The following is a 22,384-nucleotide window of genomic DNA, read 5'->3' as shown; positions in this document are numbered from 1 at the left end:
GTCTCATTCCACGATCAAGATCATCGATCAGGTTTGTACGTTCATACGGCACGAACTGACATCGAGGGCCCGCCACCGGGCGACCTTCGACGACTACTGCTCGGCCAGCGCCCGCAACCTGCTCAGCGCGCGATGCTGCGCGACCCGCACGGCACCGGGGGACATCCCCAGCATCTGCCCGGTCTCCTCGGCCGTGAGCCCGACCGCGATCCTCAGGAGCAGCAGCTCACGCTGGTTCTCCGAGAGGTTGGCCATGAGCTTCTTGGCCCACTCGGCGTCGCTGCTGAGCAGCGCGCGCTCCTCGGGACCGAGGGAATCGTCCGGTCGCTCGGGCATCTCGTCCGACGGCACCGCCGTGGATCCGGGATGGCGCATGGCCGCGCGCTGCAGATCGGCGACCTTGTGCGCGGCGATCGCGAAGACGAACGCTTCGAAGGGGCGTCCCGTGTCCTTGTAACGAGGCAGCGCGAGCAGGACCGCGACGCACACTTCCTGCGCCAGGTCTTCCACGAAGTGCCGTGCGTCACCGGGCAGTCGAGAGAGCCGTGTGCGGCAGTACCGCAACGCCAGGGGGTGCACATGGGCCAGCAAATCGTGCGTGGCCTGCTCGTCACCCTCGACCGCGCGAAGGACGAGGGCACCGATCACCGTCGTCTTGTCATCGCGCATCGGTCCATGGTGCCTTGGCGCCGGTTGATCCGTGGCACCACGTCCGTAGTTGTGCACCGAAGCGTTATGAGCAGGTGCGCCGGAACTCATCTCGTGCGCCCTCCCCTCCCGCTCGACCGACCTGTCCCCGAGGAACTCCACACCTCAAGGATGCGGCATCGGCGGCGAAGCGACGGCAATCGCTCCCGGGTGAGGGAGCGACGGGCGTCCGTGACCCCGCCCACCACTCGGCGGGCGGGGATCGCCGTGCCCGCACGGCGATACACCTATCGGACCAGGCCCCAGCGGAAACCGAGCGCCACGGCGTGCGCGCGGTCCGAGGCGCCGAGCTTCTTGAACAACCGCCGGGCGTGGGTCTTGACCGTGTCCTCGGAGAGAAAAAGCTCACGTCCGATCTCGGCGTTCGACCGGCCGTGGCTCATGCCTTCGAGCACCTGGATCTCACGCGCGGTGAGCGTGGGCGCCGCGCCCATCTCGGCCGAGCGCAGTCTGCGCGGAGCGAGCCGCCACGTCGGGTCGGCGAGCGCCTGCGTGACGGTCGCGCGCAGTTCGGCGCGCGAGGCGTCCTTGTGCAGATAGCCGCGGGCACCGGCGGCGACCGCGAGCGCGACACCGTCCAGATCCTCGGCGACGGTGAGCATGATGATGCGCGCACCGGGGTCGGCGGACAGCAGCCGCCGCACCGTCTCGACGCCGCCCAGACCGGGCATGCGTACGTCCATCAGAATCAGGTCCGAGCGGTCGGCGCCCCAGCGGCGGAGGACTTCCTCGCCGTTGGCCGCCGTCGTCACGCGCTCCACGCCGGGCACGGTCGCGACCGCGCGGCGGAGCGCCTCTCGGGCAAGCGGGGAGTCGTCGCAGACGAGGACGGATGTCATGACTGTCCTCCGCGGCTCTCACAGCTGCTGCGCGTCACCTTGAGCCTCCAGGCTGGTACATATTCGTCACCTGTGCGGTTGACGCTCTCGGACATCTGCCCGAGCGCTTGTTCTTTCAACCGCCTCGCACTCTCAACGACGGTCACTCGAAAGAGTTACGGGGCGGTCGGCCTCGTTCGGCACTCTACGTGAGGGCGCCAACACAGAGCAGGCGGCGCAAGAGACCCTCAACCTTTCATCACAACCCATGCCCCATTTAGACGCTTTCCTTCCCTTTTCCTGGTGTCTGTGACTAGATTTTCCAATGAGTCATATTTTCATCTCCTTAGACAGTAGATGTACGGTCGTGGGCACCGTATCCGCGCAGAACGGCCACCAGGAGACACGCAATGGCAGATTTCTCCCGCCTTCCCGGACCGAACGCAGATCTCTGGGACTGGCAGCTCCTCGCGGCCTGCCGCGGGGTCGACAGCTCGCTCTTCTTCCACCCCGAGGGCGAGCGGGGCGCGGCGCGCAGTGCGCGTGAGAACTCCGCCAAGGAGGTCTGCATGAGGTGCCCCGTACGTGCGGAGTGCGCTGCTCACGCCCTTGCGGTGCGCGAGCCGTACGGCGTGTGGGGCGGTCTGACCGAGGACGAACGCGAGGAACTGATGGGCCGGGCACGCAACCGCCTCGTCACGACGTCCGCGCCGTCGGTCTCGGCGGCGGCATCGGCCTCGGCAGCCGCGGCGGCGTCGGCAGCGCGCGGCGACATGGTCACGCGTTCCTGAAGGAACGTTTCTCCGCGAGCGCTCAGCGCTCCGCGGCACGCGCCAGGTGGTCAAGGGTGGCGGCCACCGCGGGCACCTGCGCCAGATCAGGCAGGGTGAGCGCGACGATCTCGCGCTGGACGGCAGGCTCCACCGTCACTGTGCGTGCACCTTTGGGGCGTACGGACTCGATGGCGAGCTCCGGCAGGACCGCGACTCCGAGGCCCGCGCCCACCAGGCCGATCACCGCCGGATAGTCGTCGGTCGCGAAATCGATGCGGGGCACGAAACCCGCTCCCTCGCACACCTCGACCAGCTGCCTGCGACAGCGCGGACAGCCCGCGATCCACGGCTCGTCGGCCAGTTCCCCGATGGCGACCGCGTCGGCCTTGGCGAGCCGGTGCCCCTCCGGCACGAGGCCGACGAGCCGGTCGGCCAGCAGAGGCCGTACCACCAGGTCGTCCCACTCCTCGGCGGCGGTGGCGCCGTCATAGCGGAAGGCGAGCGCCACATCGCAGTCGCCCTCGCGCAGCATCTCCACCGAGCGCGGCGGTTCGGCCTCCTCCAGCGAGACGCGCGTACCGGGATGGGCCGCGCGCAGGGCGGCCAGGGCGCTCGGCACCAGCGTCGAGCTGCCGCTGGGGAAGGAGACGAGCCGGACCCGGCCGGCCCGCAGGCCCGCGATGGCGGCGACCTCCTCCTCGGCGGCGGTAAGACCCGCCAGGATCCCGGCGGCATGCCGGACCAGGGACTCGCCCGCCTGGGTCAGGCGCATCTCCCGGCCCGTGCGGATGAGGAGCGGCGTGCCCGCGGAGGCTTCGAGGGCCTTCATCTGCTGGCTGACGGCCGGCTGCGTGCAGCCGAGGTCGCGCGCGGCGGCGGAGAAGGAGCCGGTGGCGGCGACGGCGCGCAGTACGCGGAGATGGCGGGCCTCGATCATGCGTCAAGCATAAGTGACGCTTGGATCAGGCACCCAATAATGCTTCGCCGCTTTGAGCCGCCTCGCCTAGCCTTTTGTCATGAAGCTTCTCTCCGTGAATCTGGGCCGGTTCAAAGCCGTGGGGTACACCGACGCGCCCTCGGGCGGCACGGGCATCGACAAGAAGCCCGCCGACGGTGCCGTGCGGGTGGCGGCTCCCGGCCCGAAGGGCACCGCCGGGAGCGGGCTCGCCGGGGACGAGGTCTGCGATCTGCGGCACCACGGCGGGAACGACCAGGCGGTGTACGCCTACGCGCGCGAGGACCTCGACGCGTGGGAGCGGCAGCTCGGACGGCCGCTGCCGAACGGCTCCTTCGGCGAGAACCTCACGACGTCCGGGCTCGACGTGAGCGGCGCGAGGATCGGCGAGCGCTGGCGCGTCGGCCCCGATCTGCTCCTCGAAGTGACCTCGGGCCGCATTCCCTGCCAGACGTTCCAGGGCCACCTCGGCGAGACGAAGTGGGTCAGGCGCTTCACCAAGCAGGGCACTCCCGGCGCCTATCTGCGGGTGATCGAACCGGGCGAGATCCGGGCCGGGGACACCGTCGAGATCGTGCACCGCCCGGAGCACGACATCACCGTGTCCCTCCAGTTCAGGGCCGTGACGACCGAGCGGAAGCTGCTGCCGAGCCTGCTCGCCGCGGGGGACGCGCTGCACTCCGAGTTGATCGAGACGGCCCGCTCGTACGCGCAGAAGTACGGGGACGGGCCGGGGGGCCGTCCGGGCGACACGGCGGCCCCGGGATCTCACTAGCCTTGGTCCATGACTACGGCTCTGATTACGGGATCGACCGCCGGTATCGGCGCGGCCTTCGCCCGGCGGCTCGCCGGTGACGGCCACAACCTGGTCCTTGTGGCACGGAACACCGAGCGACTGCGGGAACAGGCGACCGAACTGCACGACCGGCACGGCATCGAGGCGGAGGTCCTGACCGCGGACCTCGCGACGGACGACGGGATCGCCGCCGTCGAGAAGCGGCTCTCGGACCGCAGGAACACGGTCGACCTCCTGGTCAACAACGCCGGGTTCGGCAACAAGGGCCGGTATCTGGAGGTGTCGATCGAGGACGAGCTGACGATGCTCAAGGTGCACTGCGAGGCGGTGCTCCGCCTCACGTCGGCGGCGACGGAATCGATGCGGGAGCGGGGCCGCGGGGGCGTCGTCAACGTCGCGTCGGTGTCGGCGTTCGTGCCGCGCGGGACGTACGGCGCCTCGAAGGCGTGGGTCGTGCAGTTCACGCAGGGCGCGGCGAAGGATCTGGCCGGCTCCGGGGTGCGGCTGATGGCCCTGTGCCCCGGATTCGTACGGACCGAGTTCCACGAGCGTGCCGGGATGGGCACGTCCAACATCCCCAACTGGATGTGGCTCGACGCGGACAAGCTGGTCGCGGCGGCGCTTTCCGACTTGGCGCGGGGCAAGTCCCTGTCCATCCCGGACCCGCGCTACAAGGCCCTGATGGGCGTGGTGAAGGTGACGCCGAGGGGCCTGCTGGGCGGCATCACGTCACGGACGGGCAGGAAGTACGGCCCGCAGTAGAAGCTCTCGCAGGAGCGCCCCGTGAGGGGCGCGGGGAACTACGCGACAAGCCACGCCGGACTCGCTCTTGAGAACGCACTGAGGCCCGGTACCCCTGCTCGGGGTACCGGGCCTCAGTTCAGCTAAGCGCCTGCGTCAAGCTCGGGTCAGTGGGAGTGACCGTGCCCGTGGCCGGCACCGGCGTCCGCCTCTTCCTCGGCCGGCTTCTCGACGACCAGGGTCTCGGTCGTCAGGAGCAGCGAGGCGATGGACGCGGCGTTCTCCAGAGCGGAGCGCGTGACCTTGACCGGGTCGATGACGCCGGCCTTGACCAGGTCGCCGTACTCGCCGGTCGCGGCGTTGAAGCCGAAGCCCTTGTCGAGCTCGGCGACCTTCGAGGTGATGACGTAGCCCTCGAGGCCGGCGTTCTCGGCGATCCAGCGCAGCGGCTCGACGGCGGCGCGGCGGACGACGGCGACACCGGTGGCCTCGTCGCCCTCCTTGCCCAGCGACTCGCCGAGCACCTTGGCGGCGTGCACCAGAGCGGAGCCACCACCGGAGACGATGCCCTCCTCGACCGCGGCGCGGGTCGCGGAGATGGCGTCCTCCAGACGGTGCTTCTTCTCCTTGAGCTCCACCTCGGTGGCGGCGCCGACCTTGATCACGCACACGCCGCCGGCCAGCTTCGCGAGGCGCTCCTGGAGCTTCTCGCGGTCCCAGTCGGAGTCCGTGGCCTCGATCTCGGCCTTGATCTGGTTGACGCGGCCCGTGACCTCGGCAGCGTCGCCGCCACCGTCGACGACCGTGGTGTCGTCCTTGGTGATGGTGACGCGGCGGGCGGTGCCGAGCACGTCGAGACCGACCTGGTCGAGCTTGAGGCCGACCTCTTCGGCGATGACGGTGCCGCCGGTGAGGGTGGCGAGGTCACCGAGCATGGCCTTGCGGCGGTCGCCGAAGCCGGGGGCCTTCACCGCGACGGCGTTGAAGGTGCCGCGGATCTTGTTCACGACCAGGGTCGACAGGGCCTCGCCCTCGACGTCCTCGGCGATGATCAGGAGCGGCTTCGAGGCGTTGGCCTGGATGACCTTCTCGAGCAGCGGGAGCAGGTCCTGGATCGAGGAGATCTTGCCCTGGTGGATGAGGATGTACGGGTCCTCGAGCACCGCCTCCATGCGCTCCTGGTCCGTCACGAAGTACGGCGACAGGTAGCCCTTGTCGAAGGCCATGCCCTCGGTGAAGTCCAGCTCGAGCCCGAAGGTGTTGGACTCCTCGACGGTGATGACACCGTCCTTGCCGACCTTGTCCATCGCCTCGGCGATGAGCTCGCCGACCTGCGGGTCCTGGGCGGACAGACCGGCGACGGCCGCGATGTCGGCCTTGTCGTCGATCGGGCGCGCGGTCGCGAGAAGCTCCTCGGACACGGCCTTGACGGCGGCGTCGATGCCCTTCTTCAGGGCGGCCGGGGAGGCGCCGGCGGCTACGTTGCGCAGGCCTTCCTTGACCAGGGCCTGGGCGAGCACGGTCGCGGTGGTGGTGCCGTCACCCGCGATGTCGTTGGTCTTGGTCGCCACCTCCTTGACGAGCTGCGCGCCGAGGTTCTCGTACGGGTCCTCGACCTCGACCTCACGGGCGATGGTGACGCCGTCGTTGGTGATGGTCGGGGCGCCGAACTTCTTGTCGATGACGACGTTGCGGCCGCGGGGGCCGATCGTCACCTTCACCGTGTCGGCAAGCTTGTTGACGCCGCGCTCAAGGGCGCGACGGGCGTCCTCGTCGAACTTCAGGATCTTCGCCATGGGAGCGATTCAGCCCTCTCGAAAACTCGGGTGAACGAACTGCGCCCCTCGCCGCCCGGCAATCAGCGGGGTGACCAGGGGCGCAGCTCAAAAGCAAATCTGCTGGTGAAGCAGGTGAATTACTTCTCGACGATCGCGAGCACGTCGCGAGCCGAGAGGACGAGGTACTCGTCGCCGTTGTACTTCACCTCGGTGCCGCCGTACTTGCTGTACAGCACGACATCGCCGACCTTCACGTCGAGCGGCAGGCGCTCGCCGTTCTCGAAGCGGCCCGGGCCCACGGCGAGGACAGCGCCCTCCTGGGGCTTCTCCTTCGCGGTGTCCGGAATGACCAGGCCAGAGGCCGTGGTCTGCTCGGCGTCGAGCGGCTGGACCACAATGCGGTCCTCGAGCGGCTTGATGGCAACCTTGGAGCTGGCGGTCGTCACGATCCGGTCTCCCCCTTCGGAGATCTACGGGGTTAACAGTCTGGGGTGGCGACCAGGTGGATCCGTCGTCGCGGGTGCCGGACCTGCCCGTCGCTGTTGGCACTCTCCAGTGGTGAGTGCCAAGGGCGAGACTAGGACGGCGATTAGCACTCGGTCAAGCGGACTGCTAATTCGCTGACGCGGGTCTTAACCGGCTGGGGTGCGTTCGGGAGCTGCGGGGGCGTCCCCGCGCCCCTCGGGGCAACGCTTTCCCGCGGTGGAGGGTTCCGTCTCCGTTGCCTCGCGCCGCTCCGTTTTCTGCGGCCCGGCAGGTGGGGCTGTGCCCGCCCCTCCCCGAGCTTTCGGCTCCGCTCGACCAGGGGAGACGCCCATCGCCCTGCGGGGAGCCTCCCCACAGCGGTCGGCCTCCGGCTTCCGCTTGGGGACCTTCTCCGCCGCCTTCCTCCCCAGCCTCTCGATCGGGTCCACCGATTGGGCGCAGCCCGTGAGCAGTGCGGGCGCGAGCACGCCTGCCGCGAGCACGCCGACAAGGAACCGCCGCGCCCGCGCCCGCCCCGTCACAGGTAGTCCTCCAGCCTGGCCACCGCGTACCCCTTGTCGGTGACCGTCTTCATGACCTTGCGAATCATGTCGGGCATCGTGCCCTTCCAGTCCTCGCGCCCCCGGAAGTGCGTGAGGATGATGTCGCCGGGATGCAGGTCCCGGTCCCACTCGCGCCACTCCATGTGGTCGGCGAAGGCCTCGGACGCCCACAGCGGCACGGCCTTGATCCCGCAGGACTTGGCCGCGCGCAGGGTGTCCGCGTTGTAGTTGCCGTACGGCGGCCGGAAGAGCTCGGGCCGTTTGCCGTAGCGCTGGTGGATGATGTCCTGCATGCCGCAGATCTCGCGCCGCTGGCCCGCGTACGAGAGCCCCGGCAGGTAGCGGTGGTGGAGGGTGTGGTTGTTCAGCTCCACGCCGCGCGACTGCATCTTCTTGAAGTAGCCGTAGTCCTCCTTGACCAGGTAGTCGCTGAGGAACGCGGTGTACGGGATCTGCAGCTCGCTCATCATCTTGAGCAGCGCCGGGTCCTTCTCGGCGCCGTCGTCCATGGTGAGGAAGACGACCTTCTTCTTCGTGGGGATGGTCGTGAAGACGGGCGGCAGGTGCTCCTGGCCCTTGACCTCGAAGCCCTTGCGCGTGGTGATCTTCGGCTTCACGGCGGGCGGCTCGGGCGCGGCCAGCGGGGGCTTCGCCAGGCCCCAGCGCTTCGCGGCGGCGGCGCGCGCGACCTGGGTGACGCGGAGCTTCTGGGCGTAGGTGTCCAGGGCGCGGGCGGGCGGCGCATCCAGGCGCTGCTGACCGGGTGCGGGCTTCGCTCCGCCGTCGGCGCCCGAGGCACATCCGGAGGCGATGGCGGCGACGGTGAGCACGGCTGCCCCGGCCCGCGCCCGGCCCACCGCCCGGCGGCGGCGCCGTGCGGAACCCCGCTCCCGGCCCTCCCGCTTTGCCCTGAATTCATCTTTTTGTCGTACTAGTTGCATGGCGCCGGATCTTTGCAGCTCACGGCCCTGGCACAGGGCCGACACCGCCGCCGGGCGCGCACCATCCACCGACTGGCCCACAATGGGCCGGGTGAACGACCTCGACCGCGCCTCGGCCGCCCTGACCTCCTTCTCCGCGCTGCTCACCGCCGAAGGCCGGTCGCTGCTCGATCTCGACGAGGTGCGCGACGCCGATCCGGCACGGGAGCTCGCCGTCGCCACCCGGCTGCGCCGCGAGCACCCTGCGGAGCTGGTCACGGCGGTCCTAGCGCAGGCGCGGCTGCGGCGGCGCGCGGTGGCGAAGTTCGGCGCCGAGGACGCGGGGCGGATGTTCTTCACCCCCAACGGCGTCGAGCAGGCGACGCGCACCAGCGTGGCCGTGCACCGCGCCGAGAGCTTCAAGGCCCTGGGCGTACGCAGCACGGCCGATCTCTGCTGCGGCATCGGCGGCGACGCGATCGCCCTCGCCCGGGCCGGCATCGCCGTGCTCGCCGTCGACCGTGACCCGCTGACCTGCGCGGTGGCGCGCGCGAACGCGGAAGCGCTCGGCCTCTCGGACCTCGTCGAGGTGCGCGAGGCCGATGTGACCGAGGTCGACACCTCCGCGTACGACGCGGTCTTCGTGGACCCGGCACGGCGTGGCGGCCGTGGCCGCATCTTCGACCCCGAGGCCTACTCCCCGCCCCTCTCCTGGGCCGTCGGCGCCGCCCGCAAGGCCCCGCACGCGGCCCTGAAGATCGCTCCCGGCATTCCGCACGAGGCGGTGCCCGCGGAGGCCGCCGCGGAGTGGATCTCGGACGGCGGCGACGTGAAGGAGGCCGTGCTGTGGTTCGGCACGGACGCCCCGTCGTCGCACCGCGCGACGCTGCTGCCCTCGGGCGCGTCCCTGTCGTCCCCGCTCGACGCGATGCTGCCGGACCCGCAGGTGCGGACGGTGGGCCGCTACCTCTACGAGCCGGACGGCGCCGTCATCCGTGCGCATCTGGTGGCGGAGGTGGCCGCGCGGGTGGAGGGCGGGCTCATCGACGAGACCATCGCGTACGTCACCTCCGACGCGCTGCACGCCACCCCGTACGCCGTGGCGTACGAGATCACCGATCAACTGCCCTTCGGCGTGAAGAAGTTGAAGGCGGTGCTGCGAGAGCGTGAGGTCGGAATCCTGACGGTGAAGAAGCGGGGGTCAGCGGTGGAGCCGGAGGAGCTGCGGCGCAAGGTGAAGCCGCAGGGCAAGAACTCCGCGACGGTCTTCCTCACGCGGGTGGCGGGGGCGCCCGCGATGCTGATCGGGCAGCCGGTGCCGGGGAACTGAATCACCGGCTGCGCCGCGTTCGTCCTCAACCGCCGGACGGGCTGATTCCTTCCGCCCGCCCCCGCAACAACTCCCTCTCCCGCTCGTTGCGCGTAAGCTCCGCCGCCCGCTCGAACTCCGCCCGCGCCTCCGCCGTACGACCGAGCCGCAGCAGCAGGTCGCCCCGCACGCTGGGCAGCAAGTGATAGCCCTTCAGAGCCGGTTCCTCCGCGAGCGCGTCCACCAGGCGCAGCGCGTCCGCCGGGCCCGACGCCATCGACACCGCCACCGCGCGGTTCAGTTCGATCACCGGTGAGGGAGTGCGGGCGGCAAGCAGTTCGTACAGGGTGACGATCCGGGGCCAGTCCGTCTCCTCGTACGAAGCGGCGTTCGCGTGGCAGGCGGCGATCGCGGCCTGGAGGGCGTACGGGCCCGCCGCGCCCTGAGCCGCCGAGTGCGCGCGGGCGAGGGCGGCGAAGCCCCGCCGGACGAGGAGCCGGTTCCAGTGGCGGCGGTCCTGGTCGGCGAGGAGCACCGGCTCGCCCTTCGGGCCCGTACGCGCCGCCGCGCGGGACGTCTGGAGTTCGAGGAGCGCCGCGAGGCCGTGCACTTCCGCTTCCTGCGGCATCAGCCCGGCGAGGACGCGGGCCAGGCGCAGGGCGTCCTCGCACAGGGAGGGGCGCAGCCAGTCGTCGCCCGCCGTGGCCGCGTACCCCTCGTTGAAGATGAGGTAGATGACTTCGAGCACCGACCCGAGCCGGGCCTCGCGCTCGGCTCCGTACGGCACTTCGAAGGGCACCCCCTTCGCGGCGAGGGTGCGCTTGGCGCGCACGATGCGCTGGGCGACCGTCGGTTCGGGGGCCAGCATCGCGCGGGCGATCTCCGTCGTCGTCAGACCGCCGAGCAGGCGCAGCGTGAGCGCGATGCGGGCCTCGGCGGAGAGCACCGGGTGGCAGGCGGTGAAGACGAGGCGCAGGAGGTCGTCGTCGATGTCGTCGGGATCAGGGGGTTCGACGGGCTCGACGGCGTGCGGCGGGGCCGTCTCCAGGTCGCGGCCCATCTCCTCCAGCTTGCGCGCGTAGCGCTCCCTGCGGCGTACGAGGTCGATGGCGCGGCGCTTGGCGGTGGTCATCAGCCAGGCGCCGGGATTGTCGGGGACGCCGGTCCGTGGCCACTGTTCGAGCGCCGCGACCAGCGCGTCCTGCGCCAGTTCCTCCGCGATGCCCACGTCGCGCACGATCCGCGCGACTCCGGCGATGAGGCGCGGCGACTCGATCCGGAAGACGGTCTCGATCGCGGCGCGGGGGGTGTCCGGGCGAGGGGGCTCTGAGAAGTGGGCCGTCACGGCCACCCATCAGAGCACCCCCGCACTGTCACCGCAAAGGGCCTGCGCCGGCCGCTCAGCCCTCGATGATCTCCCGGACCTCAGCCGTCACGGTCCAGTGCTCGTCGTGGGTCTTCAGGAACCGGCTCGCCCACTCGACCGCCTCGGCCTTGTCCTTGCACTGCGTGATCGAGTAGCCGCCGACGACCTCCTTGGCCTCGGTGAACGGGCCGTCCGTGACGGACAGCTTGCCGCCCTCGAAGTGCACCTGGGTGGTCTGGGCGCTCGGGGTGAGACCCGCGGTGTCGAGCATGACGCCCGCCTTGGTGATCTCTTCGAGCAGGGCGCCCATGCGCTCGCCCATCTCGGGGCTGGGGCCGCCCTCGGGGGAGTTCTTCTCGTTGACGCGGATCATCGTCAGAAAGCGCGGCATGGTCATGTCTCCGTTCGGCTGTCGCATGCCCTTCGCGGGCCGGGCGACGGGCGGGGCTTTTCCCCGCCTCTCACCTCTGCGTCGAACGGTAGGGGCGCGGATCGACACCGTCTGCGAGATTCTTCGGACTTTTTTCAGATTCGGCCGCGTCGGACGTCTCCGCGGACGTTTCCGCAGGTCGCGAAGGTGTACGCGCCGGATGCAGCACCGCCGTGGCCGCCGCTGCCGCCACGAGCAGCGCCGCGGCGACCCCGAAGGCGGTCGCGTACCCGTCCGCGAGCGCGCCGGGCCCCCCGCCGTCCCCCGCGGGCCCCGCGCTCCCCGTGACGCCCGACGCCACCGTCACCAGGACCGCGAGCCCCAGCGAACCCCCCAGCTGCCGCGAGCTGTTGAGCAGCCCCGAAGCCATCCCGGTCTCCCCGGCCGCCACACCGGAGGTCGCCGCGGTGCCCAGCGGCACGAAGCACATGCCGATGCCGACGCTCGCCACCAGCGAGGGCCCCAGGATGGACCCGAGGAAGGTGCCGTCGGGCCCGACCGTGAGCGCGAACCACACGAACCCCGCGGCCCCGAGCAGCCCCCCGGTCACCAGCGTCGCCCGCTCCCCGAAGCGCCCGGCGTTGCGCGTCGAGATCACCGACCCGGCGACGATGCCCGCGCAGAACGGCAGGAAGGCCGCCCCCGCCCGCGTCGATCCGTACGACAGGACCTCCTGCAAGTAGAGCGAGGTGAAGTAGAAGGCGGCGAACTGCCCCGACGACATCAGCAGCGCGAACGCGTTCGCGGAGAGCACCGGCCGGTTCCCGAGCAGGCCGAGCCGGAGCAGCGGCTGACGCTGCCGGGACTCGACGACGGCGAACGCGGCGAGCAGCACGGCCGCGGCCGCGAGGGTGCCGAGCGTCGTGCCGGACCCCCACGCGTGCGTCTCCGTGCGCACGAGGCCCAGGACGAGTACCGCCATGCCGCCCGTGACAAGGAGTGCGCCCACCACGTCGAGGCGCGGCGCGGGCCCGGTGCGCCGGTCGGCGGGCACTCCGCGCCGGGAGAGGAGCAGCACCGCGAGCACCACAGGGACGTTGATCAGCATCACCGAGCGCCAGCCCGCCCAGTCCGTGAGCAGCCCGCCCGCCATCACGCCGACCGCACCGCCGAGCGCGCCCGCCGCGCCCCAGAGCCCGAGCGCCCGCGATCGCGCGGGCCCGGCCGCGTAGTTGACGGTGATCAGCGCGAGCGCGACGGGGGCGAGCGCCGCCGCTCCCGCGCCCTGCACGGCACGCGCCGCGACGAGCTGCCCCGGCGTCTGCGCGAGCCCGCCCGCGAGGCTCGCGATGCCGAAGACCGCGAACCCGGCGAGCAGGGTGCGCCGCCGCCCCACCACGTCGGCGAGGCGCCCGCCCAGCATGAGGAGTCCGCCGAAGGCGAGCGCGTAGGCGTTGACGACCCAGAGCAGCGAATCGGCGCCGAAGCCGAGGTCGTCTCCGATGTCGGGCAGCGCGATGTTCACGACGGACATGTCGAGGGAGACCAGGAACTGCACGGTGAGCAGCACCGGCAGCAGCCAACGGGTCCCCGAGGATTTCGAGTCAACGGGATTCACCATGCCCACAGACATTACTATACGCGTATAGAAAATGCATCGGAGCGCGTACCGGAGCATGCCCGCGTGCTCCGCCCGCCCGTCGCGGGCGCGACAATGAGCCACGTGGAAGCAGAGAAAGCGGCAGCGGAGACCCCAGCGCCGAAAGCGGCGGAAGTGCCGAAAGCTCCGGAAGCGTCGGAGCCGGCCCCGGAGAAGAAGCGGAAGCGCGGCCGCCCCAGCCGCATCGACCTCGACACGATCGTCGCCGTCGCGCGCCGCATCCTCCAGGAGGAGGGCGTGGCCGCCCTGAGCATGCGCAGGGTCGCCAAGGAGGTCGGCACGACCCCGATGGCGCTCTACCACCACGTACGCGACAAGGACGAGCTCCTGATGCTCACCCTGGCCGGGACCGCCGACTCGGTCCCGCGCCCCGAGCTCCCCGACGATCCGCGCGAGAGGATGCTGGCGGTCTCCGTGCACATGCACGGCACGCTGGCGCGGATGCCCTGGGTGGTCGAGGTGCTCAGCCTCGGCGACCTCACCGACAAGGGCGCCTTGTGGATGGTCGAGGAGATCATCGACTGCTGCCTGGCCCGCGGACTCACCCAGGCACAGGCGGTCGCCGCGTACCGCACGATCTGGCACTGCGTCTACGGCGATCTGGTCTTCCGTCAGGCGATGGCCCGCCGCGCCGAGGAGCCGGACCGCAAGCGCCACTTCCCCGACCTGCTCGACGACGCGGACGCAGAGGAACTCCCCCACATGACCGCGCTCGCGGGACGCTGGCTGGAACTGACGGCGGCCTTCGACATGCCGACGCAGCTGGCAGCGGTCATCGACGGGCTCCTGCGGGCAGGGGAACGCGACTGACGTGCCCCCGCCCCCGCGTCAGTCCGTGCCGAGCGACTCGAACCGCCACCGGTGCACCGCCCGCGTCACCAACTCCGGCGCGGGCTCGGGGAGTTCGGGCAGGTCCGCGTCGTAAGGGGCGTCCCACCAGGTCAGGACGAGCACCCGGTCCTGCGGGGCACGGAAGCTCTCCCGCCGGACGGGGTCGCCGTCCAGGACCTGCGCACGCGCCCACGCCAGCAGTTCCCCGCCCCGCCCCTCGGCGGCGCGGGCCTCCCACATCAGCGCGACGGTCACGAGTACAGGTTCTCCTTGCTGACCTCGTGGACGTGATCGTGGTCGTGGGCGTGGGAGTGCGCGTGGCCGGGGACGTGCGGCTCCGTCACCGGGAGCGAGGAGTCCGCCGACAGGTCCCAGTCGGACGCCGAGCGGCCCCGAGCCACCATCTCCGCGCCGAGCGCCGCCACCATCGCGCCGTTGTCCGTGCACAGCTTCGGGCGCGGCACCCGCAGCCGGATCCCGGCCGCGTCGCACCGCTCCTGCGCCAGGGCGCGCAGCCGCGTGTTGGCGGCCACGCCGCCGCCGATCATCAGATGGTCCACGCCCTCGTCCTTGCAGGCCCGCACGGCCTTGCGGGTCAGCACGTCGACGACCGCCTCCTGGAAGGACGCCGCCACGTCCCGTACGGGAATGTCCTCGCCCGCGGCCCGCTTCGCCTCGATCCAGCGCGCGACGGACGTCTTCAGACCGGAGAAGGAGAAGTCGTACGCAGGGTCGCGGGGCCCGGTGAGGCCGCGCGGGAAGGTGATCGCGTCCGGGTCGCCCTCCTTCGCGTACCGGTCGATGACGGGACCGCCGGGGAAGCCGAGGTTCAGCACCCGCGCGATCTTGTCGAAGGCCTCGCCCGCCGCGTCGTCGATGGTCGCGCCAAGGGGCCGCACGTCCGAGGTGATGTCGGCGGAGAGCAGCAGCGAGGAGTGGCCGCCGGAGACGAGCAGCGCCATCGTCGGCTCGGGCAGCGTGCCGTGCTCCAGCTGGTCGACGCAGATGTGCGACGCCAGGTGGTTCACGCCGTAGAGGGGCTTTCCGTAGGCGTACGCGAGCGCCTTGGCCGCCGAGACGCCCACGAGCAGCGCGCCCGCGAGACCGGGGCCCGCGGTCACCGCGATGCCGTCCAGGTCCTTCGCCGTGACGCCCGCTTCCTTCAGGGCGCGGTCGATGGTCGGCACCATCGCCTCCAGGTGCGCGCGCGAGGCGACCTCGGGGACGACGCCGCCGAAGCGGGCGTGCTCGTCGACGCTGGAGGCGATGGCGTCGGCGAGCAGGGTGGTGCCGTGGACGATGCCGACGCCGGTCTCGTCGCAGGAGGTCTCGATGCCGAGAACGAGAGGTTGGTGGCGCGAGTCAGCCATGGGTGTCGGTTCCTTGTACGGATGTCGATGGATCGGTCAGACGCATCACCAGGGCGTCCACGTTGCCCGGCTGGTAGTAGCCGCGCCTGAAGCCGATGGGCTCGAAGCCGAAGCGCTCGTACAGCTTCTGCGCCCGGGTGTTGTCGACCCGCACCTCGAGCATGACCTCGGCGCACTCGAAGGCGGTCGCCGCGCTCAGCAGGTCGGCCAGGAGCGCGGAGCCGAGCCCCGTGCCCCAGTGGCTCGGGGCCACCGCGATGGTCTGCACGTCGGCCTGGTCGCCGCCCGACGCGAGCCCCGCGTACCCGACGAGGCGGTCCCCGTCCATCGCCACCACATAGCGGCGGGTGGCCTGCGGCCCGCGCGCGTGGGAGAGCTCGGACCAGAACATGCCGCGCGACCAGGCGTCGTCCGGGAAGAGCTCCTTCTCGAGGACGAAGACCGGTTCGATGTCCCACCAGCGCATCTCGCGCAGGACGGCTGTCGTCACGGATGTCACTTGGGGGTGACCACCTTGTAGTTCTTGGGCACCTGCGCGTCGGGGCGGCGCAGGTACAGCGGCCGGGGGGCCAGCAGTTCCTCCCCCGCGGCGAGCTTCTCCGCGGCGAGGGACGCGAGCGAGGCCGCCGACACGTGCTCGGGGGCGCGGGCGTCGGTGAAGGTCTCGGGGTAGAGCACCGCGCCGGCGCCGACGGCGGGCAGGCCCGCCACCTCGTCCGCGATGTCGGCGGGGCGGTCCACGGCGGCCTCGGTGAGGCGGGTGCGCGGGTCGGCGTACCTCGCCCAGTAGACCTCCTTGCGCCGCGCGTCCGTGGCGACGACGAAGGGCCCGCTCTCGATGCCGGACTCGTACGCGAGGCCGTCGAGCGTGCAGACGCCGTGCACGGGCACGCCGAGCGCGAGTCCGAAGGTGTCGGCGGTCATCAGACCGACGCGCAGACCGGTGTAGGGGCCGGGGCCCACGCCGACGACGATGCCGGTGACGGCGTCGAGTCTCAGCCCGGCCTCGGCGAGTACCCGGTCGACGGCGGGCAGGAGCAGCTCGCCGTGACGGCGGGCGTCCACCTGGCTGGAGGCTGCGACGACGGACGAGCCGTCGTGCAGCGCGACGGTGACGGCGGGGGTGGCGGTATCCAGAGCGAGCAAGAGCACGCGAATAGCCTACGGCTCCGGCGCCCGGCGCACGGCCGACCGGGGATGCCGCACACCTGCTGCTAACGTCACCCCATAGCCGTACGGAGTACGAAGAGGGTGGCGCAGTTGTCCAGGAGCAGCTCGGGATTCGTGGCCGGGCTCACCGCCGCCGCCATCGCCGCGGTCGGCTTCCTCGCCTACCAGGCGTCGGCGAGCGCGCCGGACGACCTGGGCAAGAAGCCGGACAAGTCCCCCTCCGCCTCGGCGTCGCGCTCCCCCAAGGACAAGGCCGACCCGACAACGGTCCCGGCGCAGTCCGGTACGGGCGAGCGGGTCGTCTACTCCGTGGGCGAGGACCGCGTATGGCTGGTCGGCGCGGCGGGCAAGGCGCAGCGCACCTTCAAGGTCACGCCGAGCACGGTGGACCCGGCCCCCGGTACGTACGCCGTCACCTCGCGCTCGGGCACCGTCACCGGAACGGACGGCGTCGCGATCGAGCACGTCGTGCGTTTCGCGAACGTCGACGGCATCGCGATCGGCTTCAGCGCCGCGACGGACGGCTCGACGCCGAAGCCGGACCCGTCGAAGAAGACCGGCGGCATCCGCGAGTCGCGCAAGGACGGCAACGCGATGTGGGAGTTCGCGACGATCAGCAAGAAGGTCGTCGTCGTTCCGTAGGACGCCGGTCCGCAGGGCGGTTTCCCGTGGGCGCGGGACGGTTTTCGGTGGGCGCGGGATCGCGCGGCGGCGTCGAGACCTCGCTCGCGGCGGCGCAGGACGCCAGCAGATCGCGCATGGAAATCCCCGATGGCCCCGCCGGCCCCGACAGCCCGTGCGGCCGGGGCTTTACGTCACGTTCTGCAGCCGACATGGATGCCTCCTGGGCTCCGGGGGCAGACGTGGTTAGGTAGACCTAACCAGTACTGGCATCCATGTGACCATGCCGGACGCGCGCCGCGCAACATCTTGCCGACGCCTTGTCGGAATGTTCGGGCGAAAAGACGAGGGGTTCGGGTCCGACGAGGGGATTCAGGCCGAGAGCAGCGTGAGATCGGCCTGCGTCCACCGCTCCCCGACGCCGGTCAGCGTCACTTCGCGCACCTCGTCCGTCGTGTCGCCGACGGCCCGGTCGATGACGACGTGCAGCCGCTCGTCCGAGAGGTCCTCGACCTTGCCGTCGCCCCACTCCACGACGATCACCGATTCGGGCAGCGAGACGTCCAGGTCGAGGTCCTCCATCTCGTCGAGCCCGCCGCCCAGGCGGTACGCGTCGACGTGCACCAGGGGCGGCCCGTCGGACAGGGAGGGATGGACGCGGGCGATGACGAACGTCGGGGACGTGACGGCGCCCCGGACGCCGAGGCCCTCGCCCAGGCCGCGGGTCAGCGTCGTCTTGCCCGCGCCGAGCTCGCCGGTGAGCATCACGAGGTCGCCGGGCCGGAGCAGCTTGGCCAGGCGGCGACCCAGATCACCCATCTGTTCGGGCGAGGTGACGGTGAGGTCGAGGGAGTTCACGGGGGCCGGGTTGTGCGGTGCTTCCATGCCCACCCACGTTAGCCGCTGGACGTCCGTGCCCCGGCCGCCTCCGGCACCGCTCCCGCCCGCCCGAGGAGGTCCGCGAGGCGGTCCGTGACGACTTCGGGGTGCTCCAGCATGACCAGATGTCCCGCGTCCGGTACGAGCACGAGCTCCGCGTCCGGCAGCAGATCGGCGATGACCTCGCTGTGCTCGCTCGGCGTCACCAGGTCCTTGTCCCCGGCGAGCACGAGCACCGGCATCCCGGCGAAGCGCTCCAGGGCCTTGGTCTTGTCGTGCTCGGCGAACGCCGGATAGAACTCCGCGACCACGTCGATGGGCGTCGACTCGATCATGCGTTCGGCGAACCGCGAGATGGCCGGATCCACGTCCTTCGACGAGAACGAGTAGCGCTTGATGATCCCGGCGAAGAGGTCCGCGGTGGCCCGCCGCCCCTTCTCCACGAGCTCGGCCTGTGAGCCGAGCGCCTTGAGCACGCCCGGCAGCACGCGGCGCACGGCGTTCATCCCCGCGATCGGAAGCCCGAAGTTGACCTCCCCGAGCCGCCCGGACGACGTACCGACGAGAGCCACGCCGACGACGCGCTCACGGATCAGCTCCGGGAAGTGGTCGGCGAGGGCCATCGTCGTCATGCCGCCCATGGAGTGCCCGACCAGGACCAGCGGCCCCTCGGGCGCCGCCGCGTCGATGACGGCCTTCAGGTCACGCCCCAGCTGGTCGATGGAGACCGGCGTCCGGTCCGTCAGCTGCGCCGCGCCGCGCTCCGAACGGCCGTGGCTGCGCTGGTCCCAGTACACACAGCGCACGACACCGCGCAGGGCCGCCCGCTGGAAGTGCCAGGAGTCCTGGCTCAGGCAGTAGCCGTGGCTGAAGACGACGGTGACGGGAGCGGGTGCCTTGCGGCCGAAGAGCCTGCGGCGGCGCGGTGCCTGCGCGGCGTCCTGCTCGACCTCGTCGACCTCGTACGAGAGCACCGTGCCGTCGTCCGCGTACGCCTGGCCCGGCATGCCGCGCAGCGAGCCGTACGGCCCCGAGGCGTCGAGTGCGAGCCGCGCCTTCTTGCGCATGCCGCGGCCGACGGTCAGCCGCTCGATGGCGACACCGGCGGCCGCGCCCGCGGCGACGACGCCTATCGCGGCCCCGGCGAGGCCGGCCCTGCGCCAGTTTCCGGCCGTCGCGGCGACTTCCGTCACCGCTTGCGCGGCCGCCCCCGTGCTGGTCTCGCTCACGTGCCGCTCCTACTCAGTCGTCGGGTCGCTCATTCACATGGACGCGCGGAACACGCGAACCGATGCGGGTGACGATCTCGTACGCGATGGTGCCCGACGCCCGGGCCCAGTCCTCGGCGGTCGGCTCCCCCCGGTCGCCGGGGCCGAACAGGACGGCTTCGGAGCCCACCGCGGGCTCGTCACCGCCGAGGTCGACCACGAACTGGTCCATCGCCACCCTTCCCGCGACCTTCCGCAGCTTGCCGCCCACCAGTACGGGCCCGGTGCCCGAAGCGTGGCGGGGAATCCCGTCCCCGTACCCGAGCGGGACGAGCCCGAGGGTCGTCTCGCCGGGTGTGACGTACTGATGCCCGTAACTGACGCCGTGACCCCCCGGAGCGTGCTTCACCAGGGCCAGCGACGCGCTGAGCGTCATGACGGGCCGCAGCCCGAAGTCCTCCGGGGTGCCGACCTGCGGGACCGGCGAGATCCCGTACATCGCGATTCCGGGGCGTACGAGATCGAAGTGGGTCTCCGGGAGCGTGAGCGTGCCGGGCGAGTTGGCGATGTGCCGCACCTCGGGCCGGATACCGCGCTCCTCGGCGGCGGCGATCATCTCCCGGAACAGCGTCAGCTGAGCGGCGATGGAGGGATCTCCGGGCTCATCGGCACAGGCGAAGTGCGACCAGATGCCGGTGACGCGCACCAGGCCCTCGGCCTCGGCCTGCCGTGCCTGCGAGACGAGTTCGGGCCAGTCGGCGGGCATGCAGCCGTTGCGTCCCAGGCCGGTGTCGGCCTTCAGCTGGATACGGGCGGTGCGGCCCGCGTCCCGCGCGGCGGACACCACTTCCCGCAGGGCCCACATGCCGCTCACGGACATATCGAGATCGGCCTCGACACCCTCGCGCCAGGGTCCGCCGGGCGTCCACAGCCAGCACATCACCCTGCCCCCGATACCGGCGGCCCGCAGCGCGAGCGCTTCCTCGGGGGTCGCGGTGCCCACCCAGGTGGCTCCCGCGTCCACGGCGGCACGGGCGCAGGGCACCATCCCGTGCCCGTACGCGTCCGCCTTCACGACGGCCATGAAGGCGGCGCCCGGCGCGTGGGCGCGCAAGGAGCGCACATTGGCCCTCAGGGCAGCCAGATCAATCTCGGCGCGGGCACGCAAGGTCTCAGTCATATCGCCGCCCAGTCTCTCAGAGCGGAGGTGTGCCGGTCCCGGGCGCCCACCGGCGGATGGCGGGCACGGACATGCCGACGCACCCCACCTCGAGCACCCCGTAGGACCTTTCCCGCCCGCCCACCCGTATCGCCGAGTTCGGCCATGGACGTAGGAACGGCCCAGTTGATGACGGCCTGCACCCGGCAGCGGACGCGAGGGGGTGTGTCGGTATTTCCGCCCGGAGCACGGTTCGCAACGCTCCGGACCCGAAGCAATCAGACGCCCACAAGCGGATGGCGAGGACGGACATACCGGCGCGCCCCCGCACCCACAGCCGGACCCGCACCGCCCCCGAACGCACCCGCACCCGGAACGCCCCGCCCCCGCCCAAGCCGGACGCTAGTCCCCCCGTACATCCCGCCAGGCCAACGGAACAGCCTCCGCCACATCATGCGCCCCCACCGGCGCCCCATCCGCCGCAAGCCGCCCCGCAAGGCCATGCAGATACGCCCCCACGGCCCCCGCGTCCGCCGCCCCGAGCCCAGCCGCCAGCAACGCCCCCGCGAGCCCCGAAAGCACGTCCCCGCTCCCCGCGGTGGCCAGCCACGGCGTCCCCGTCGGATTGACCCGCACGACCCCACCCCCACCCCCACCGGCACCAGCAGCCCCACCCGCATCCGCAACCAGCGTCGTAGACCCCTTGAGCAGCACGGTCGCCCCGTACCGCCCCGCCAACTCCCGCACAGCGGAAAGGCGCCCCCGCTCGACCTCCTCCCGCGCGACCCCCAGAAGCGCCGCCGCCTCCCCCGCATGCGGCGTGAGCAGAGTAGGCGCGCTCCGCCCCCGTACGGCCGCCTCGTCCGCGAGCCGCAGCCCGTCCGCGTCGATCAGCACCGGCACATCCGCGCCGACCACGTCCTCAAGCCGCTCGGAGTCGTCCCCCAGCCCCGGACCGACCACCCAGGCCTGCACCCGCCCCGCCTTGGAAGGAGGCCCCGCGGATACCAGCGTCTCCGGGAACCGCGCGATGACCGCGTCCGCCGCATGCCCCACGTACCGCACGGCCCCCGCACCGCCCCGCAGCGCACCGGCCACGCAGAGCACGGCGGCTCCGGGATACCGGGCGGACCCGGCGACGATCCCCACGACACCCCGCCGGTACTTGTCGCTCTCCCCCGTCGGCAACGGCAGGAGCGAGGCGACATCGGCGTACTGAAGAGCCTGGACCGCACCCCCACCCGAGCCGTCACCCCCGCCCGAGCCCTCACCCCCGCCCGAGCCGTCACCCCCCTCCATCGCGAGCCCGATGTCGACGAACCGCACGACCCCCGCGTACTCCCGCCCCGGATCGACCAACAGCCCCGGCTTGTACGCCCCGAACGTCACCGTCACGTCCGCCCGCACCGCCTCGCCGGCGACCTCCCCGCTGTCCGCGTCGACACCGCTCGGCAGATCCACGGCGACGACAGGCACCCCGGACTCCCGTACCGCACCCGCCAGTTGAGCGGCCGGCGCCCGCAGCCCGCCCTTGCCCCCGATGCCCACGATCCCGTCCACGACAAGATCGGCCCGGCGAAGAACACCCTCCACGTCACCCGCAGGGGCGACCCGCCCCCCGGCCCCCCGAAACGCCGCGAGCCCGCCCGCATGCACCCGTTCGGGCGACAGCAGCACCGCGGAGACCCCCGCCCCGCGCCGGGCGAGCCGAGCCCCCGCGTACAGCGCGTCGCCGCCGTTGTCCCCGCTCCCCACGAGCAGCACGACCCGGGACCCGTACACCTTGCCGAGCACCTCTGCACAGGCCACCGCGAGCCCCGCCGCGGCCCTCTGCATCAGGGCACCTTCCGGCACCCGGGCCATCAGCTCCCGCTCAGCGGCCCTGACCGTCTCCACCGAATACGCAGTACGCATGCCCCGAGTG

At 71.5% G+C, this 22,384-nt stretch carries 24 protein-coding genes; 6 read left to right on the top strand and 18 right to left on the bottom strand.

The annotated features are described in order from the left end of the window. Positions 1-93 precede the first annotated feature (93 nt). A complete protein-coding gene (locus tag ABZ906_RS34335) occupies positions 94-669 on the bottom strand; it encodes a sigma-70 family RNA polymerase sigma factor (RefSeq protein WP_190084454.1) in 576 nt (191 codons plus the stop codon). 266 nt (positions 670-935) lie between these two features. Then, complete coding sequence (locus ABZ906_RS34330) at positions 936-1,547, bottom strand: response regulator transcription factor (protein ID WP_003948568.1); 612 nt, start codon at positions 1,545-1,547, stop codon at positions 936-938. Between the two features lie 389 nt (positions 1,548-1,936). On the opposite strand from ABZ906_RS34330, the gene ABZ906_RS34325 reads away from it, so the two are divergent. Beyond that, the gene (locus ABZ906_RS34325; protein WP_361182282.1) at positions 1,937-2,317 is read left to right on the top strand and encodes a WhiB family transcriptional regulator; all 381 of its coding nucleotides are present in this window, start codon (positions 1,937-1,939) and stop codon (positions 2,315-2,317) included. A 22-nt stretch (positions 2,318-2,339) separates the two neighbouring features. On the opposite strand, the gene ABZ906_RS34320 is transcribed toward ABZ906_RS34325, so the two are convergent. Then, entirely contained in the window at positions 2,340-3,236 is an 897-nt protein-coding gene (locus ABZ906_RS34320; RefSeq protein WP_361182283.1) for a LysR family transcriptional regulator, read from the bottom strand. A gap of 79 nt (positions 3,237-3,315) precedes the next feature. On the opposite strand from ABZ906_RS34320, the gene ABZ906_RS34315 reads away from it, so the two are divergent. Both ABZ906_RS34315 and ABZ906_RS34310 read left to right on the top strand, forming a co-directional pair. Continuing rightward, on the top strand, positions 3,316-4,029 hold the full coding sequence (locus tag ABZ906_RS34315) for an MOSC domain-containing protein (protein WP_361389634.1): 714 nt from the start codon (positions 3,316-3,318) through the stop codon (positions 4,027-4,029). Positions 4,030-4,038: 9 nt separating this feature from the next. After that, positions 4,039-4,812 carry an SDR family oxidoreductase gene (locus ABZ906_RS34310; RefSeq protein ID WP_361182286.1) on the top strand — a complete coding sequence of 258 codons (774 nt, stop codon included), beginning with the start codon at positions 4,039-4,041 and terminating at the stop codon, positions 4,810-4,812. 146 nt (positions 4,813-4,958) lie between these two features. Here the strand turns inward: ABZ906_RS34310 and groL are convergent, their stop codons facing one another. The 3 genes from groL to ABZ906_RS34295 form a co-directional block, all read right to left on the bottom strand. After that, positions 4,959-6,587, bottom strand: coding sequence for a chaperonin GroEL (gene groL / locus ABZ906_RS34305; RefSeq protein WP_361182288.1), 1,629 nt, complete (start codon positions 6,585-6,587; stop codon positions 4,959-4,961). A gap of 119 nt (positions 6,588-6,706) precedes the next feature. Then, entirely contained in the window at positions 6,707-7,015 is a 309-nt protein-coding gene (groES, locus tag ABZ906_RS34300) for a co-chaperone GroES (RefSeq protein ID WP_006347174.1), read from the bottom strand. 557 nt (positions 7,016-7,572) lie between these two features. After that, entirely contained in the window at positions 7,573-8,538 is a 966-nt protein-coding gene (locus tag ABZ906_RS34295) for a polysaccharide deacetylase family protein (RefSeq protein WP_361182290.1), read from the bottom strand. A gap of 82 nt (positions 8,539-8,620) precedes the next feature. On the opposite strand from ABZ906_RS34295, the gene ABZ906_RS34290 reads away from it, so the two are divergent. Continuing rightward, positions 8,621-9,847 carry a methyltransferase domain-containing protein gene (locus ABZ906_RS34290; RefSeq protein WP_361389827.1) on the top strand — a complete coding sequence of 409 codons (1,227 nt, stop codon included), beginning with the start codon at positions 8,621-8,623 and terminating at the stop codon, positions 9,845-9,847. A gap of 25 nt (positions 9,848-9,872) precedes the next feature. On the opposite strand, the gene ABZ906_RS34285 is transcribed toward ABZ906_RS34290, so the two are convergent. The 3 genes from ABZ906_RS34285 to ABZ906_RS34275 all read right to left on the bottom strand — a co-directional run bounded on the left by ABZ906_RS34285 (position 9,873) and on the right by ABZ906_RS34275 (position 13,183). Further along, positions 9,873-11,171 (bottom strand): sigma-70 family RNA polymerase sigma factor, encoded by a 1,299-nt coding sequence (locus ABZ906_RS34285; RefSeq protein ID WP_361389632.1) that lies wholly within the window; start codon positions 11,169-11,171, stop codon positions 9,873-9,875. A 55-nt stretch (positions 11,172-11,226) separates the two neighbouring features. Then, positions 11,227-11,583 (bottom strand): YciI family protein, encoded by a 357-nt coding sequence (locus ABZ906_RS34280; RefSeq protein ID WP_361389630.1) that lies wholly within the window; start codon positions 11,581-11,583, stop codon positions 11,227-11,229. Between the two features lie 70 nt (positions 11,584-11,653). Next, entirely contained in the window at positions 11,654-13,183 is a 1,530-nt protein-coding gene (locus ABZ906_RS34275) for an MFS transporter (protein ID WP_361389628.1), read from the bottom strand. Positions 13,184-13,336: 153 nt separating this feature from the next. On the opposite strand from ABZ906_RS34275, the gene ABZ906_RS34270 reads away from it, so the two are divergent. After that, positions 13,337-14,032, top strand: coding sequence for a helix-turn-helix domain-containing protein (locus tag ABZ906_RS34270; RefSeq protein WP_361389825.1), 696 nt, complete (start codon positions 13,337-13,339; stop codon positions 14,030-14,032). Positions 14,033-14,050: 18 nt separating this feature from the next. On the opposite strand, the gene ABZ906_RS34265 is transcribed toward ABZ906_RS34270, so the two are convergent. The 4 genes from ABZ906_RS34265 to tsaB are packed head-to-tail and all read right to left on the bottom strand — an operon-like array spanning position 14,051 to position 16,575. Further along, positions 14,051-14,308: a hypothetical protein gene (locus ABZ906_RS34265; RefSeq protein WP_361182295.1), complete on the bottom strand. Its 258-nt coding sequence runs from the start codon at positions 14,306-14,308 to the stop codon at positions 14,051-14,053. Beyond that, positions 14,305-15,423 carry a tRNA (adenosine(37)-N6)-threonylcarbamoyltransferase complex transferase subunit TsaD gene (gene tsaD, locus ABZ906_RS34260; RefSeq protein WP_361389626.1) on the bottom strand — a complete coding sequence of 373 codons (1,119 nt, stop codon included), beginning with the start codon at positions 15,421-15,423 and terminating at the stop codon, positions 14,305-14,307. The genes ABZ906_RS34265 and tsaD overlap by 4 nt, the downstream gene beginning before the upstream one ends. Continuing rightward, positions 15,416-15,889 (bottom strand): ribosomal protein S18-alanine N-acetyltransferase, encoded by a 474-nt coding sequence (gene rimI / locus ABZ906_RS34255; protein ID WP_361182522.1) that lies wholly within the window; start codon positions 15,887-15,889, stop codon positions 15,416-15,418. Before rimI ends, tsaD begins: the two co-directional genes overlap by 8 nt. A gap of 29 nt (positions 15,890-15,918) precedes the next feature. Then, positions 15,919-16,575 carry a tRNA (adenosine(37)-N6)-threonylcarbamoyltransferase complex dimerization subunit type 1 TsaB gene (gene tsaB, locus ABZ906_RS34250; RefSeq protein WP_361389624.1) on the bottom strand — a complete coding sequence of 219 codons (657 nt, stop codon included), beginning with the start codon at positions 16,573-16,575 and terminating at the stop codon, positions 15,919-15,921. 108 nt (positions 16,576-16,683) lie between these two features. Here tsaB and ABZ906_RS34245 point away from each other — a divergent pair, with 108 nt between their 5' ends. Next, positions 16,684-17,235 carry a hypothetical protein gene (locus ABZ906_RS34245; RefSeq protein ID WP_361182300.1) on the top strand — a complete coding sequence of 184 codons (552 nt, stop codon included), beginning with the start codon at positions 16,684-16,686 and terminating at the stop codon, positions 17,233-17,235. Here ABZ906_RS34245 and ABZ906_RS34240 read toward each other — a convergent pair. The 5 genes from ABZ906_RS34240 to ABZ906_RS34220 all read right to left on the bottom strand — a co-directional run bounded on the left by ABZ906_RS34240 (position 17,207) and on the right by ABZ906_RS34220 (position 22,374). Continuing rightward, positions 17,207-17,428 carry a hypothetical protein gene (locus ABZ906_RS34240; protein WP_361182301.1) on the bottom strand — a complete coding sequence of 74 codons (222 nt, stop codon included), beginning with the start codon at positions 17,426-17,428 and terminating at the stop codon, positions 17,207-17,209. The two genes, ABZ906_RS34245 and ABZ906_RS34240, sit on opposite strands and share 29 nt — an antisense overlap. 158 nt (positions 17,429-17,586) lie before the next feature. After that, the gene (gene tsaE, locus ABZ906_RS34235; protein WP_361182302.1) at positions 17,587-18,099 is read right to left on the bottom strand and encodes a tRNA (adenosine(37)-N6)-threonylcarbamoyltransferase complex ATPase subunit type 1 TsaE; all 513 of its coding nucleotides are present in this window, start codon (positions 18,097-18,099) and stop codon (positions 17,587-17,589) included. 11 nt (positions 18,100-18,110) lie between these two features. Next, a complete protein-coding gene (locus tag ABZ906_RS34230) occupies positions 18,111-19,322 on the bottom strand; it encodes an alpha/beta hydrolase (protein WP_361389622.1) in 1,212 nt (403 codons plus the stop codon). Between the two features lie 13 nt (positions 19,323-19,335). Beyond that, the gene (gene alr / locus ABZ906_RS34225; protein ID WP_361389620.1) at positions 19,336-20,481 is read right to left on the bottom strand and encodes an alanine racemase; all 1,146 of its coding nucleotides are present in this window, start codon (positions 20,479-20,481) and stop codon (positions 19,336-19,338) included. Positions 20,482-20,862: 381 nt separating this feature from the next. Continuing rightward, entirely contained in the window at positions 20,863-22,374 is a 1,512-nt protein-coding gene (locus ABZ906_RS34220) for an NAD(P)H-hydrate dehydratase (RefSeq protein ID WP_361389618.1), read from the bottom strand. Between the last annotated feature and the right edge of the window lie 10 nt (positions 22,375-22,384).

It is taken from the genome of Streptomyces sp. NPDC046925 (genome assembly GCF_040644915.1).
In the GTDB taxonomy this organism is placed as follows: Bacteria; Actinomycetota; Actinomycetes; order Streptomycetales; family Streptomycetaceae; genus Streptomyces.
This window is presented reverse-complemented; position numbering and strand designations above follow the sequence as displayed.